General features: G+C 65.5%; 12 protein-coding genes. 6 read left to right on the top strand and 6 right to left on the bottom strand.

The features are described from left to right. The 3 genes from OXI69_07610 (at position 1) to OXI69_07620 (ending at position 4,574) form a co-directional block, all read left to right on the top strand. On the top strand, positions 1-1,491 hold the full coding sequence (locus OXI69_07610; protein ID MDE2666000.1) for a glycoside hydrolase family 32 protein: 1,491 nt from the start codon (positions 1-3) through the stop codon (positions 1,489-1,491). Continuing rightward, positions 1,488-3,362 carry an alkaline phosphatase D family protein gene (locus tag OXI69_07615; protein MDE2666001.1) on the top strand — a complete coding sequence of 625 codons (1,875 nt, stop codon included), beginning with the start codon at positions 1,488-1,490 and terminating at the stop codon, positions 3,360-3,362. The genes OXI69_07610 and OXI69_07615 overlap by 4 nt, the downstream gene beginning before the upstream one ends. Positions 3,363-3,437: 75 nt before the next feature. Then, positions 3,438-4,574 carry a sialidase family protein gene (locus OXI69_07620; GenBank protein ID MDE2666002.1) on the top strand — a complete coding sequence of 379 codons (1,137 nt, stop codon included), beginning with the start codon at positions 3,438-3,440 and terminating at the stop codon, positions 4,572-4,574. Positions 4,575-4,586: 12 nt separating this feature from the next. On the opposite strand, the gene OXI69_07625 is transcribed toward OXI69_07620, so the two are convergent. Further along, a complete protein-coding gene (locus OXI69_07625) occupies positions 4,587-5,405 on the bottom strand; it encodes a carbonic anhydrase family protein (GenBank protein ID MDE2666003.1) in 819 nt (272 codons plus the stop codon). Positions 5,406-5,650: 245 nt separating this feature from the next. On the opposite strand from OXI69_07625, the gene OXI69_07630 reads away from it, so the two are divergent. Further along, on the top strand, positions 5,651-6,712 hold the full coding sequence (locus OXI69_07630) for a sugar phosphate isomerase/epimerase (GenBank protein ID MDE2666004.1): 1,062 nt from the start codon (positions 5,651-5,653) through the stop codon (positions 6,710-6,712). 262 nt (positions 6,713-6,974) lie between these two features. Here the strand turns inward: OXI69_07630 and OXI69_07635 are convergent, their stop codons facing one another. From OXI69_07635 to OXI69_07655, 5 genes are read right to left on the bottom strand one after another with little or no spacing between them, the layout of a single operon-like run. Further along, entirely contained in the window at positions 6,975-7,850 is an 876-nt protein-coding gene (locus OXI69_07635) for a sugar phosphate isomerase/epimerase (protein ID MDE2666005.1), read from the bottom strand. A 49-nt stretch (positions 7,851-7,899) separates the two neighbouring features. Then, positions 7,900-8,703 carry an SDR family oxidoreductase gene (locus OXI69_07640; protein MDE2666006.1) on the bottom strand — a complete coding sequence of 268 codons (804 nt, stop codon included), beginning with the start codon at positions 8,701-8,703 and terminating at the stop codon, positions 7,900-7,902. Positions 8,704-8,763: 60 nt separating this feature from the next. Further along, on the bottom strand, positions 8,764-9,621 hold the full coding sequence (locus OXI69_07645) for a sugar phosphate isomerase/epimerase (protein MDE2666007.1): 858 nt from the start codon (positions 9,619-9,621) through the stop codon (positions 8,764-8,766). A 31-nt stretch (positions 9,622-9,652) separates the two neighbouring features. Continuing rightward, positions 9,653-12,022 (bottom strand): thiamine pyrophosphate-dependent enzyme, encoded by a 2,370-nt coding sequence (locus OXI69_07650; GenBank protein MDE2666008.1) that lies wholly within the window; start codon positions 12,020-12,022, stop codon positions 9,653-9,655. Between the two features lie 38 nt (positions 12,023-12,060). Beyond that, positions 12,061-12,855: an SDR family oxidoreductase gene (locus OXI69_07655; protein MDE2666009.1), complete on the bottom strand. Its 795-nt coding sequence runs from the start codon at positions 12,853-12,855 to the stop codon at positions 12,061-12,063. A 307-nt stretch (positions 12,856-13,162) separates the two neighbouring features. Here OXI69_07655 and OXI69_07660 point away from each other — a divergent pair, with 307 nt between their 5' ends. Both OXI69_07660 and OXI69_07665 read left to right on the top strand, forming a co-directional pair. Next, positions 13,163-13,345, top strand: coding sequence for a hypothetical protein (locus OXI69_07660; protein MDE2666010.1), 183 nt, complete (start codon positions 13,163-13,165; stop codon positions 13,343-13,345). A gap of 103 nt (positions 13,346-13,448) precedes the next feature. Further along, positions 13,449-14,135 carry an outer membrane beta-barrel protein gene (locus tag OXI69_07665; GenBank protein MDE2666011.1) on the top strand — a complete coding sequence of 229 codons (687 nt, stop codon included), beginning with the start codon at positions 13,449-13,451 and terminating at the stop codon, positions 14,133-14,135. Positions 14,136-14,314 lie beyond the last annotated feature (179 nt).

The raw sequence follows: 14,314 nt of genomic DNA on the forward strand, positions 1-14,314 counted from the left end.
ATGGCTTCCGATACGCGCGCGCCCTGCTATCACTTCACCGCACCCGAGGGGGATTGCCGGCCCTTCGACCCCAATGGGGCCATTTTCTGGCGGGGGCGCTACCACCTCTTCTATATCTACCAGGATCCCGGACTGCCGCATGACGGGCACTGCTGGGGTCACGCCAGCAGCCCCAACCTGGTGGACTGGACCATCCATCCGCCGGCCCTGAAACCTGCCGAGGGGGATCCGGAGGTTGGCATCTTCAGCGGTGGCGCCCTGCTCGACAGAGAGGGCCGTCCGGCGCTCATCTACCACGGGGTCGGCGCCGGGACCTGCCTGGCGGTCCCCGGCGACGACGACCTGATCCGCTGGCGGAAGAGCCCGCACAATCCGGTGATACCGGAGCCGGGGGAAGGAGATCCCGGTTGGGGGGTCTACAACGTTTTCGACCCTCATGCCTGGCTGGAAGGGGACCGCTACTACGCCATTCTGGGCGGAATGGTGAAGCCCGATGACCGGTGGGACACCGCCTATCTGTTCACCTCGTCCGACCTGGTTCATTGGGAGTACCTGCGGCCCTTCTACCGTCCCGATCCCCGTTGGACCGGGGAGGAAGAAGACTGCGCCTGTCCCGACTTCTTCCCTCTGGGCGATCGGCACGCCTTGCTCTGCATCAGCCACCCCCGGGGCGCTCGCTGCTATCTGGGCCGCTACCGGAACGGAACTTTCTTCCCCGAGGAGCACCACCGCATGAACTGGCCGGGAGGCGCCTGCTTTGCTCCGGAGAGCCTGGTGGACGACCGGGGCCGCCGAATTTTCTGGACCTGGGCCCTGGACCATCGGAGCCGGGAGAAGCCGCTCCGCGGACTTGGCGTGATGACCCTGCCCCGGGTGCTGTCGCTGGACCGGGACGGTTCCCTGCGGATCGAGCCGGCGGCGGAGCTGGAGGGACTGCGGAGGCGCCGGGGCCAATGGCGGAACTTCGAGCTTGCTCCCGGCCGCGAGCTCTCCTTTGACGAGCTCAGGGGGGACAGCCTGGAGTTGGGACTGGAGGCCAGCCTGGCGGAGGCGGGGGCGTTGGGGCTCAAGGTTTGCTGCAGCCCGGGCGGGGAGGAACAGACGGTGATTCTCTGCGACCGCCGTGAAGGGTCCTTGCTCATCGACACCACCCGCTCCAGCCTGGATCCCCGGGTCTGGAGGCCGTTCCCCATCATGAGGAGGGATGTGGAGTCTCGGGACGTGCCGGTGCAGACGGCCCCCTTCGAGCTGCGGCCGGGGGAGCGGCTGACGTTGCGAGTCTTCCTGGACGGCACCATCCTGGAAGTGTTCGCCAACGGGCGGCAGTGCCTGACCCAGCGGCTCTATCCGACTCGCGGTGACAGCCTGGGGGTCTCGCTGGTCGCCACCAGGGGTGAATCCAAGGTTCACACCTTCACCGCTTGGCAAATGGAAGGAATTCGAACCCTCGAGAATCGAGTCCTGGATAATCTTTTGGAGGAGATCCGATGAAATCTCTTGCCTGGTTGGTCCCCCTGGCGATGGTTCTGGCCGGTCTGGGATGCCAGACCCAGCCCCAGACCGATGCCGATGAGCGGAGTCGTTTCAGCCACGGTCCCATGCTGGGCCGGGTGGAGGCCCACAGGATGGGCGTCTGGGCCCGCACGGCCCGTTCCGGGACCTTCGCCGTCAGGTACGGGACCGGGGCCGACCGGCTGGACTCCCTGTCCCCGGCGGTGAAGACCCGGGTCGAGCGGGACAACACCGGTTGGGTTCAGCTCGCGGGCCTGGATTCCGGGACCCGGTACCACTACCGGCTGGTCTGGCTGGACGGGACCGAGGAGATCCCGGGGCCGGGGGGAACCTTTCAGACCCTGCCCAGCGCCGACGACATGCGCCATCCCCAATACAACCCGGAAGGACTCTTCAACTTCCGATTCGAGTTCGCCTGCGGCAACAACCAGAATACCGGTGGTCCGGCGGCCTACGGGTGGAACCTGCCCGCCTTCGCCACCATGCTCGAGCAGCTTCAGGGGCCTGACAGCCGGGCTCGGATCGATTTCGCCATCCTCAACGGGGACTGGCTGTACGAAGAGGAGCGTGCCTACCCGCCCGAGGACTGGCTGCGGCAAGTGGGACTCGCCGCCGACCGGACGCCGCAGGTGGTGGACCTGATGCCCAACATCGTGGGCGTGTGGGAGAACTACAAGCTCTACCTGGACCGGGGAGAAAACCTGGCCGACTGGCACCGGGTGGTCCCCTCCTACTTCACCTTCGACGACCACGAGATCGTCAACGACGTCTACGGTGCCGGAGAGGTGGGTCTGCGCAACCGGCGTCCCGTCTTTCGCGACATCGCCCTGAAGGCTTGGTATGACTACCTGGGCTGGAGCAATCCGGTGGATCCTTCCCGGGACATTCTGTTCGGACGGGCCTCCTTCGCCGCCGGAAGCTCCGTCCTGACCGATCCCGAAGCCGACTTCGGCCAACTGGATTCCCTGGAGACCGCCACCCTGCACGTGCACTGGGGCACACCCGATGCCGGCGTCATGGACGGACCCAGCGACACCGAGGGCGGAGACCCCAATGCCGGGGTCTACCGGATCGTGGAGGTGCTGGATGCCAACCGGCTCAAGATTCACCCGGCCGCCAGGGCCGACGGCAAGGCCGCCTACTCCATTGGGCGGGTTTCGCACTTCCGCAAGTCGGTCAGCAATGCCGACTTCTTCTTCCTGGACACCCGCAGCCATCGCATGATGCACGACATGAGCCAACCCCGCAAGAAGGGGCTGTCCATGATCGGCGTTCCTCAGAGGGAGTGGTTGAAGCGGGAGATGAAGTCCAGCCGGGCCGACCTGTTTTTCGTGGTCTCCTCGGTCAACTTCACCATCCCTCACGTGGGGGCCTATGGGCCGGAACCCGTCCCAAACAAGGACGACGCCTGGACGGTGTTTCTGGAGGAGCGGGAAGATCTGATCCGGTTCTGGGACTCGCTGGGCAAGCCGGTCTTTGTGCTGACGGGCGACCTGCACAACAGTTTCGCCATCAAGATCACCGACCGCGTCTGGGAGTTCGCTTCCGGACCCCACAACTCGAGCAACCACCCGCTGAGCAGCGAGGGTGGGCGCCCCACCAACGGCCCCTACGATTCCCAGGGACGCCGGGTGGAGATACGCTGGTCCAGCTTCATGCAGCCGGACACTCCTCTGCTGATGCGAAACCGGCCGGTCTACTGCGTGGTGCAGGTCAACAACGCCTTCAACAACCCGGTTGAGAAAGGGACCGACCGCTGGGTGGCCTACCGGCATCCCCAGGTGATCTTTCAGTACTACGACGGACTCAACGGTGAGCTGCTCTACGCCGAATCCATCCTGGCGGATTGAGCGGGAGAGGAAGCCGGACAGTTTCTGTCGGACAGAAGGCCGACCGGTTCTGCAGCCTGGACAGAGAGGTTCGTGATGAATGCCACTAGTTGGATAGCTTGTTTACTTCTCGGCGTCCTGACGATTGGGGGCGCCGCTTGCACGGTATCCGAGTCCCCCGGGGACGGCCAGCCCGAGCCTCTGCAGAAGATCACCGTCTTTTCCAAGGGTGAGGCGGGATACCACTGCTTCCGCATTCCGGCGTTGGTGATGACCCCCGGGGGGACGACTCTGGCATTCGCGGAGGGACGCAGGGACAGTTGCCGCGACGATGCCGATATCGATCTGGTATTGAAGCGCAGCACCGATCAGGGACTCACCTGGGGTCCGCTTCAGGTTCTTTTCGACGATGGCGATCTGTCGGTGAACCAGCCCGTGCCCGTGGTGAACCGGAAAACCGGAGAGGTGGTCTTCGTCTTTTGCAAGAACAACCAACGGGTGTTCGTGTCGAAGAGCGGCGACGAAGGGGCGACCTGGAGCGAACCGCGCGAGATATCCGAACAGGTGGTCGATCCCTCCTGGAGCTATCTGGGCGTGGGTCCGGGGCACGGCATCCAGCTTACAAGCGGCCGGCTGCTGGTCTCAAGCTGGGGCGACCTGTCCCCGGGACCCAGAACCTGGAGGCCGGCCGGCTGGGGCAAGGTGCAGTTCTCCTTTGCCATGTACAGCGACGACCACGGAGAAACTTGGCGCCGCAGCCAGCCGCTGGATATCGACCTCTCGGACGAGTCGATGTCGGTGGAAACGGTGGACGGCCGTATCTACATGAACATGCGCAGCCGGCAGAAAAAGCACTTGCGCGCCTACGCGTGGAGCGACGACGGCGGAGAGACCTGGTCGGAGGTCAACTTCGACCCGGGGATGCCCGAGCCCTCGGTGCAGGGCAGCCTGGTTCGCTTCACCACTGCCGGCAAGCACGGCAGAAACCGTGTCCTGCTTGTCCACCCATCGAGCCAGACCGAACGAGCGCTACTGACAGTGCGGATGAGCTATGACGAGTGCCGAACCTGGCCGGTGGCAAAGCTTCTCCACCAGGAATATTCCGGCTACTCGGACCTGGCCATCGCCCCCGACATGACGGTGCTGTGCCTGTACGAATCCGAATGGCATGCCAGGATGATCCTGGCCCGCTTCACCCTGGACTGGCTGACCGACGGCGCCGACAGCCTTTGAGACAGCGAGCGGTCAAGGAGCCCCGATCAGCAAACGGTCGTTCAGTGCCTGCAGCGGTCTCGCGCTGGGTGAAGCGATCCCCTCGAATTTACCGATCTGTTCTGCGCTCACTTCGATTGCCTTCGCCATTACGAACCAGTTCACGCCTTCGCTACAGGGCGGTGTGGTCAGCGAGCCCTTGTAGTGAGAGTAGGTGCCTGCCTCGGAGGGCAGCATGGCCGAGGCATCGATGGTCGTGTCGGCGACTTCGACTTCCGGTCCGGCCTCGGCCGGCATGTTGGCGAATACCGAAGCCAGCGGATCGTTTTGGCTTCCCTCCTGCATCATCACACCGACCACCGCCAGAGATCCCTCCGCATCGGCGTGCACGAAATGCACCTCCATCGGCGTGCGGGAACCGGCGATGGCGTGCTCGCTTGGTGCATGGAAATGGAATTGCAAAAGTTGGAAAGGCCTGCCCGCGACCGTCAGAACACTGCCGGGCCCATAGTTCGCCTGCACGGTGTGGCCGTTATTGACGATCTTCAATGGCGAGGGCTTGTAGTCGAAGGTCAAGTCCGGCCCCTCGGCGGGAAAGGCATCCACGACATCGATCGGGGATTGCATGCGCCCGTCGCTGCAGGCGGCATTGTCGGCTGACAGGGAGCCCCAGTTTTCGGGACCGGTGGGCCCCGCATAGCTCCATGCGGCGGAGCCCGCGTGACCGTCTTCCTTTTGGCCGTGGCCGGAACCGTTGCTCCCGTCTCCGGTCCCGTTGCTGCATCCGAACGACCAGATAGAAATGATCAGGATTGCCCCAATGGCGATCGGGGCGGCGAAACGATTACCCATCGGCATCCCCTCCTCAAGTTCCGCCCCAGGCCTAACGTCGCTTCTCCCACCGGTCGGCGACGCGAACCGGTGAGCCGGAGCCGTGGCCTGGAGCTATTCTGGACACTTCACTCAACTTGGAGTTAAATGATCTCAAAACGGAATCTACAGAGAATTAATAGCACGGATACCGCAAGGGATCACACGGAAATCTTCCAAACCATGTTGCGGGTCGCACATCCGCCCGAGACATGCGGGGGGTTGGCATGAATCATGATCGCAGAAGATTTGTGGGCCGGGCCCTGCAGGCCGGCGTGGCATCGACGCTATTGGCCAAGACGGGTTCGGCGGAGCCGGCCGACCGGTCCGGAGGTGAAAGCGGGCCCTATCGGTTCAAGCTGGCCATGTGGATCGACGAGTTGACGGACGCGGACGAGCTGACTCTGGAGCAGGAACTGGAGGTCGCCAGGGACATGGGGATCGAGCACGTCTGGTTCCAGTCCGTCCCGGGAGTGGCGCCAATTCCCGAGATGAGCGATGCCCAGGTGGACCGCGTGGGCGAGAGCCTGGCCCGCTACGGCCGCAAGCTGTTGATGCTCAGCGCCTGGATTCCCTTCCACAACCTGCCCCTGCTGGACCTGGACCTCAAGACCATGACCCGGAACCCCGACTTTCTCAAGGAATTCAAGGCCGTGGTTCGGTCCATGCAGATTGCCGCCCGGCTGGGTGCGCCCTCGGTGCTCTCCTACAGCTTCGTCTGGCCGGGGGAGCGCGGCTACGGTGGCCCCACCTGGCCCATGCGCTGGGCGACCCGGGGCGGCATCATCGCTGAAATGGATATGGAGAAGCTGGTCAAGGCCTTTTCCCTGATGCTGGAACAGGCCGAGAAGTACGACGTCGACCTGGTGCTGGGCATGAGGCCCTTCAACTACGTCAGCTCGACCGGAAACTTCCGCCGGCTGGCCGAGCGCCTGGGATCCAGGAGACTCAAGGTCCAGTGGTCACCGGCCGACGCCCTGCTCTCAGCCGAGCGGGACCAGGCCACTGCGGGCTTCCTCAATCTGAAGCCCAACCTCCACAGCCTCCACATGAAGGATGTCCAGGTCCTGGACGGCCCCGGGGCCGACTTCGGCTGGCGCGCCCTGGGAGACGGCCAGGTGGACTACCTCACCATCCTGCGCAACCTGCGCGACCACCGCTCGGAAGCGGTCCTGGCCCTGGCCACCCACTTCAGGCCGCCCAGCGGATCGCTGATCGAAGCCATGCACATCAACTACACCAACCTGAAGGCGCTGATCGCCAAGGTGGAGACGGACACCGCCGTGTGATCGCCAGCGGGGGAAGCGGCTTCCTCCCCCCACCGCAACCTCGGGACGACACCCCCGGGAGCGCGGGCGTCCCGCCTGCATCCTCTCCCCTGGATTGCCGCTCAGTTTCCCAGCGATGCCGCAGCCGGCCATCCTGCCGGCGGGAACCGCATCGGTCCGGACCAAGCAGCGCCAAGGCGCCGCCGGCGGTCCATCCGGGTGGAAAAGATGGGCGAGGCTGCAGGGGGTTTGTGCGGGCGGGACGCCCGCGCTCCCAGGGGCCCTACCCGAGCAGGCGCCGCACACAAGCAATGTCCCGGACCAGGACCTCGCGGGGGTCGGCTTCACCCTGATACTCGATGGACAGGCAGCCGTCGTAATCCAGGCGTTGCAGCTCGGCCAGCAGGGGCTCGAGATCAACGATGCCTTCCCGCAGGGAGGTCCCCTGGAAGCGGCATCCGCGGGTGGAGTCCAGATAGCGGCCGGCCGGCTCTCCGGCTTCCAGCGGGCGGGCGTTCTTCAGATGAACGTGGGCCAGGTAGGGCGCCATTTCGGCCAGAGCCTGCCGGGGCGCCTCGTGAACGAAAAGGGGCGCGGCAGTGTCGAAGATCAGGCGAAAGGCCGGGGAATCGACTTGGCGGGCAATGGCGGCGCAGTCCGCCCCCCGCCCCATGAGAGGCTGCACCGGCGGATAGTCGATGTTCTCCGCCACCAGGGTGATCCCGATGGCCCGGGCATGAGCCGCACAGACCGCCAGCCCCTCCACCAACCAGGATCGCTGCTCGGACAGAGGGAGCTCCGGCTTGACGGTTCCCGGCACGATCATGGCCAGCCGGGCGCCCATCTCGGCCGTCCGGTCCAGCAGCCTGAAGGTGCGTTCCGCCGCCTCCCGCCCAGAGTCCGGCGGAACGATCAGGTCCGAATGGAAGATGTAGCAGACCAGCGGCAGGCCGGCCTCGGCGGCCAACTGCTTGAGCCGGCGGGGCGGGCGGTCCTCCCAGTAGGGGTGCATGAGCTCCAGCCCGTCGGCGCCGAGCTCTCCACAGACCGAGACTACCTCCTCCAGGGTGAGGAAGCCGCTCCGGGTCCGGGGATTGAGATAGCCCTCCCGCAAGACCCAGTCGAAGTTGTAATCGATCAGCAGAATGGAAGAGGGCATGGCGGTGGATCCCGATCTGGCTGGCGGTCGGGCAGCAATGTCTTCGGAATCAGCCCCTGCGGCGATCTTCCGAGAAGTCGAAATCCGACATGTCGGGAGTGCAGCCCCGTAGGGTCCAGCCGCCGTCCACCGTCAGGATCTGCCCGGTGACATAGGCGGACTCGTCGCTGGCCAGGAAGACACAGGGCCCCACATAGTCCTCCACCTGTCCCACTCTGCCGGCGGGGGTGACGGCGGCCCACTTGGGGTCGAAATCGGGGTCGTAGGCGCGATTGCGATCGTTGCTGGTGGCTGCCGGGGCCACGCAGTTGACCCGGACCCGCGGCGCCAGTTCCAGGGCCAGTTGCCGGGTCAGGGCTTCCAGACCGGCCTTGGCCATGGTGTAGCTGGAGTGGAAGGGGATGATCTGCCTTACGGCGATGGAGCTGATGTTGATGATGGACCCGCCGCCCTCTTCCATCATCCTGCGGGCCGCGGCCATGGAGCCGAAGAACGGCCCCCTCAGGATGGTCGAGACCACGTCCTCGAAGTCCTCCTCGGTCACTTCGAAGAAGGGACCGAAGCGGGTGCGGGCGGCGTTGTTGATAAGGACGTCCAGGCGGCCGAACCTCCGGCAGACGGCCTCCACCATCCCTTCGAAGTCCGACCGGGAACCGATGTCGGCCTGAAAGAGGTCGGCCTCGCCGCCGGCCTCGGACACCAGCCGCACGGTCTGTTCCGCTCCCTCGGGATCGGTCTTGAAGTTGACCGCCACCCGGGCGCCCTCGGCGCCCAGCCCAATGGCCAAGCCCGACCCGATGCCTTTGCTGGACCCGGTGATCAGGGCTACTTTACCGGCAAGTCTGCTACCCATGGGTCCTCCTTGAGCGCTTGCATCCGGAGACTGCCGCGGCCCCGTCGAAACGATCCGGAGCTACAGACCAACGCCGGCCTGTTCAGCCACCCGGCGGATGAATCCGGCGGCCTCGGCGTACTCCGGCTCGGCGGCCAGGTGCTCGATGATCAGGGGCGTCTCGGGAGACAGCCTTTCGATGCGGCGCAGGTAGGCGTCGTAGTCCAGCACCCCCCGCCCCGGCAGGACCTCCTGGATGGCCACCGTCCTGGAATCCAGGGCGTGGTGGATGTCCTTGGCGTGACAGGACCGGATCCAAGGTCCCAGCAGGTCGAAGCAGCGGTGGATCACCTGCCCGGTGGTATAGAAGTCGCGGGGGTCCCGGATGGCGTTGGCCGGGTCCAGGTGCACGGCCAGTCCCGGGCGGTCCACTGCCTTCAGAATCCTGAGGTACACCTCCGGTCCGTCCAGCAGGGTCCAGGGAGACATCTCCAGCGTCAAGCGGGTGCGGCAGGGCTTGACCTCGTCCAGGACCTGCCTCACCCACTCGACCACCGCCTCGAACGCCTTCGCTCCGAAATTGTCGGGATGGTGGCCCACGTGGGCAAAGGGCGAGCCGCTGGGGTCGAAGGAGCCGACCACGGTGGCGCAGCAGACCGCTTCCAGCTCGTCGGCAGTCGCCAGGGTCTCGGCGATTTTTCGCAGGTTCGCTTGCCGTTTCCCATCGTCGGGGTCCAGCGGGTTGACCCAGGCGGCCACTTCGGCCACCACGATGTCGGCGGCGGCAAAGGTCCGCTTGATCTCGGCAAGCTCGTCCCCGGCGCCCGCGAAGGCTTCAGGCCAACTGACGGCCCGGTACCCCTGCTTTCGGCACTCCTCCACGTAGTCCCGGGGATCCTTGGATCGGAGATAGTCCTCGATGGTGGCCCCGAGCCTCATTCCACTCTCCCTTGCCGCGCTCCTTCACGGGTCAGGCTGGCGGCTTGAGGATGCCGAGCGGCTCCCCCAGGTTCACAACCGTACCCTCGGGGGCGACGACCTGCGCCAGAACGCCGTCGGCCGGCGACTCGATCTCGGTGAGAGCCTTGTCGGTCTCCACCTCGACCACGGCCTGGCCACTCTTCACCGCTTCGCCCTTCTCCACCAGCCAGCGCATGACGGTGGCCTTGGTAATGGTCAGATCCTGGTGGGGCATGATGACGGGGATGCCGCCTTCCACCGGCGGCGGTTGCGGTGCTTCCCGGGTCTCCTGCGGAGTGTCTTCAGACTCTTCGGCGATCGCCGGGGCGGGCGCCGGCGAGGGCGCCGGGGTGAGAACCGGAGAGGATTCCGCGCTGCCTGCCAGACGCCTGGGCGCCGGCGCGACCCCGGCCAGGACAGACTCGGCGGCGCGGCGGATGCGGTCCACGGTCAGGGAAATGGACGCTTCCAGGGGAGGGCTGAAGGGATGGGCTACCGGCTCGGTATGCAGGCGACCCACCGGGGCATCCAGCAGGTCGAAGCCGTGCTCCATTACCGCGGCTGCGATCTCTCCTCCCAGCCCGCACATGGAGAAGGCCTCATCCACCACCAGCAGGTGGTGGGTCTTTTCCAGGCTTCGGATCAGGGTGTCCACGTCCAGGGGAACGATGGTGCGCAGGTCGATCACCTCGCAACCGACCCCCTGGGATTCCAGTTGCCCGGCCGCCTCCAGGCAACGATGCACCAGCGCCCCGCAGGTGACCAGCGTCAGGTCGTTCCCCGGTCGCACCACGGCCGCTTGACCGAAGGGCACCACCCATTCTCCGGCCGGCACTTCGTCCTCGCTGGACAGCAGCACCTTGGGCTCCATGATGATGACCGGATCGTCGGTGCGCAGCGCGGTGGTGAAAAGGCCCTTGGCATCGGCCGCGTTGGAGGGAACCGCCACCATCAGGCCGGGACAGTGTGCCCAGATGGGGTAGTAGGCGCCGCTGTGGTGGGGACCGGCGCTCTTGATCACCCCCATGGGGGCCCGAATCAGGAGCGGCACGCTGAACTGGCCGTTGCTCATGTAGCGCAGCTTGGCGGCCTGTTGAATGATCTGGGAAGCAGCCTCGAACATGAAGTCGCTGAACATCAGGTCGCTGACGGCGCGGCAACCCCGGGCGGCCGCCCCGAAGGCGGCCCCGGTAAAGCCCAGTTCGCAGATGGGGGTATCGATCATGCGATCCCCGCCGAACTCCTCCCACATCCCCTTGGTGTGGGCGAAGCTGCCGCCACGCTGGCCGATGCCTTCGCCGAAGTAGATGAGGTTGGGGTTGCGCCTCATCTCGGAGGCAATGGCGTCCCGGGTGGCCTCCAGCCAACCCTGTTTGCGGGTTTCGGGGCGGGACGCTTGACCCTCCGGCGTTTGAACCAGAGGTCCCCAGACGAAATCGTGAACCGTGGTTTCTGCCGGCAGAGGAGAATCCAGGGCGAACCTCTCGGCCTCGTCGACCTGCGATTCAATGCGGGACTCCAGGGCATCCAGGTCGGCTCTGCCGGCCGCGCCACCGCGGGTCAGTCGCCGGCCCAGGCGCAAGATCGGGCACTTGCGCTTCCACTGGTCGATCTCCTCCTGGGACCGATAGGTGCCCGCCAGGGGTTCGCCCTCGTGATGCCCCACCGTGCGGTAGGTGCGGGCTTCAATCAGCGTGGGCCCCTGCCCTTCCCGGGCCCGTGCGGCTGCCTTCCCCATGACCTGGTGGACGGCCAGCACGTCGTTGCCGTCCACCGATTCCCCGGGGATTCCGTAGGCGGAGGCGCGGCTGGCGATTCGGGTGTTGCGGGTGGAGGTGGTCAAGGGCGTGCTGGTGGCGTAGAGATTGTTTTCGCAGACGAACACCACCGGGGCAGCCAGGGTGGCCGCCAGGTTGAGTGACTCGTGAAAGGCGCCATGGCTGACGGCTCCGTCCCCGAAGAAGGCCACGGCAATGCCGCCGCTGCCGCCCGCCTTTGCCGCCAGCGCCGCACCCACCGCCGCCGGAATACCGGCTCCCACCAGGCCGTTGGTTCCCAGCAGCCCAGTCTCGGCGTCATACAGGTGCATGCTGCCCCCGCGGCCACCGTTGCATCCCGTGGATCGGCCGGCCAGCTCGGCCAAGGCCTTTTGGGGCGACAGGCCCTTGGCCAGCGCATGGCCGTGCCCGCGATGGGTGCTGGTGATCACGTCCTGCTCGCCCAGGTGAGCGCAAACCCCCACGGCCGTGGCTTCCTCGCCCACGTAGAGGTGAATGAAGCCGGGAATCTTCCCCTCGCGGTAGAGGCGCTGCACCCGCAACTCGAAGCGGCGGATCAAGACCATGCGTTCATAGAGCCGGAGCTGGTCGGAACTGTCCACCCTTGGGGCTGCCCGACCTTTTCGGTTGTCGGATCGAGTCATTGCGCCATGAACCCCCCATCCACAAAGAGCACATGCCCCGTCACCATCGCCGAGGCCTGCGAGATCAGAAACAGGCAGGGTCCCACCAGGTCGGCGGGTTCCGCCAGGCGTCCGGACGGGATCCGTGACAGGATCTTCTCCAGCAGGCCGTCACGGTCTTCGAGCGCGGGGTTGTCCAGCACCGAGTCCAGCATCGGGGTGCGCACCTGGCAGGGGGCGATGGCGTTGACGCGAATCCCGAAGGGCGCCCACTCCACCGCCAACTCCCGCACCAACGCGTTGACGCCCGCCTTGGAGGCGGCGTAGGCGCCCGTGCCCCGACCAAAGGCTGCCGACGAGGCAATGCTGCTGAAATGCACCAGGCTGCCGCCGCGCCCCTGATCGAGCAACACTCTCCCCACCGCCCGAGAGATCAGGAAGCTGCCCCCCAGGCTGGTGTGAATGGACTGGTCGAACTGCTGCCGGGTCATGCGCACGATGGGATTCAGTTGCTGCTTGACCGTCAGGTTGACGGCAAAGTCCAGGCCTCCCAGAAACGCCACAGCCTGCTCCACCGCACCGTCCACCTCCGCCTCCCGATCGACGTCGCACCCCACCCCGATGGCCCGTCCTCCCATTTCCTGGATGCTCTCGGCGCCCTCGACCGCCGCCGCTTCCCGAATGTCGCACAGGGCCAGTTCGGCGCCGCGCCGGGCGATCTGATCGCAGAGCACCGCCCCGATGCCGCCGGCCGCCCCAAAGACGATGCCCTTGCGGCCATCGATCGCGAATAGCGTTGACGTATCGTTCATGGAATTTTTCCGGAGGCGTATTCTAGCAGAATGTCCCCGAGTCGGGGATTTTCCTCGAATCCGGGCGCCCCCCCGAGCCTTCAGGTTCCCGAGTCTTGGAGGTACACTACGGAGTATCGGTTCTCGCCTTGGAATTCAGTCTAACTCCCTCTCCAAGAATAATTTGCCAGATTCAGAGGGCCGATGCCGCCTGTCTGTGGCGAGAAATGCCGACCGGCCGGCGGCTCTGGGCTCCTCCCTCCCCAGCGGATTGTGGTTGGGGGTGTGAGAGAAAAAACCGGTACTATGGGGGAGCATGAGCGGAGAGATGACTGCAATCCTGTCGGTGGGGATTGGCCTGGGCCTGTTATCCACCGGCCTGTTCGCCTGGCTGCGGGCCGACAACAAGCATTTGGCTGAACGGATTGGGCGGCTCGAATACGGCCAGGCCAAGCTGGAGGGACTGCTGGAGGGTCTTCGCGAGGTCATCACCCGCCGGACTGCCAGTTGATGGGTGCTATTGCATGAGATTCCCCCGCGACCGTTCGATCAGTGGTTGGATCAAAGGAACAGGAGCATTTTCAAGAGCCCGGGAGCGTGGCTCATGGGCGCTGATGGGCCTGCTATTGGCGACCGGCCTGCATGTTCAGTCGGGAACCGCAGATGCGCAGTCCCGCATCTACCTGCGCGTCGCTCCAGAGATCGGCGGAGTTACGGTTGAGCACACCAAGAAAGTAACCATCCAGGGTGGATCGAGTTCCAGCACTTCATCCTCTTCCGGCCCATCCCTGCTCGGCAACCTATCGGCTGGGCTGGACCTGAGCCTATCCCGGAACTGGTTCGTGGGTGGGGAGGTAGAGGGTGTCGTCTCCAGTCGGCGCAAGCTTGAGGGCACGATCTCGCCGACCCCGAACGGGAACGTCCACGACGTCTGGCCCGGCCAGTGGGATTACCGCAACCTGGCGGGGGCAGGCGGCAACATCCTCTTGGGTCGAGGAGTCGCAGCCGGCCTCGCCCAGGTCTATGCCCTGGGCGGGTTCCGTCGAAGCTGGACGGAGTTCGCGACCGGAGGAACGAATCCTGAGACCGGAGTGGCCGGCGAAGACCGAGAGCGCCTGGGCAGGTGGTCGTGGGGAATCGGTGCGGGAACGACGCTACGGCTCAAGCGGCCGGTAGACGTCCGAGTCCGCTACTTCCGTTCGCTCACCGACTGGGTCGTCGATGTGCCTGATGTGCGTCTCGACTACAGGTACAAGACGAACGGCGTGCTGATCTCCGTCGGGCTGCGCCTGTTCGACTGACCGCACCGATTGGCTTGAATAGAAAACGAAGTCGCGGCCCGTCCCGTCGAGTGCACGTCCAACCTCGGTCCCGCCACTCGCTCACAGCCCCGTCCCCGGCGCCTCCTCTGCAACCGCAAATCAGGGCCCTTGGCGCACGATTCAACGTGCCGGTGAGTTGGACCCCTTGTCCAGCCTCT

This window comes from Acidobacteriota bacterium, assembly GCA_028875575.1.
Taxonomy (GTDB): domain Bacteria; phylum Acidobacteriota; class Terriglobia; order Versatilivoradales; family Versatilivoraceae; genus Versatilivorator.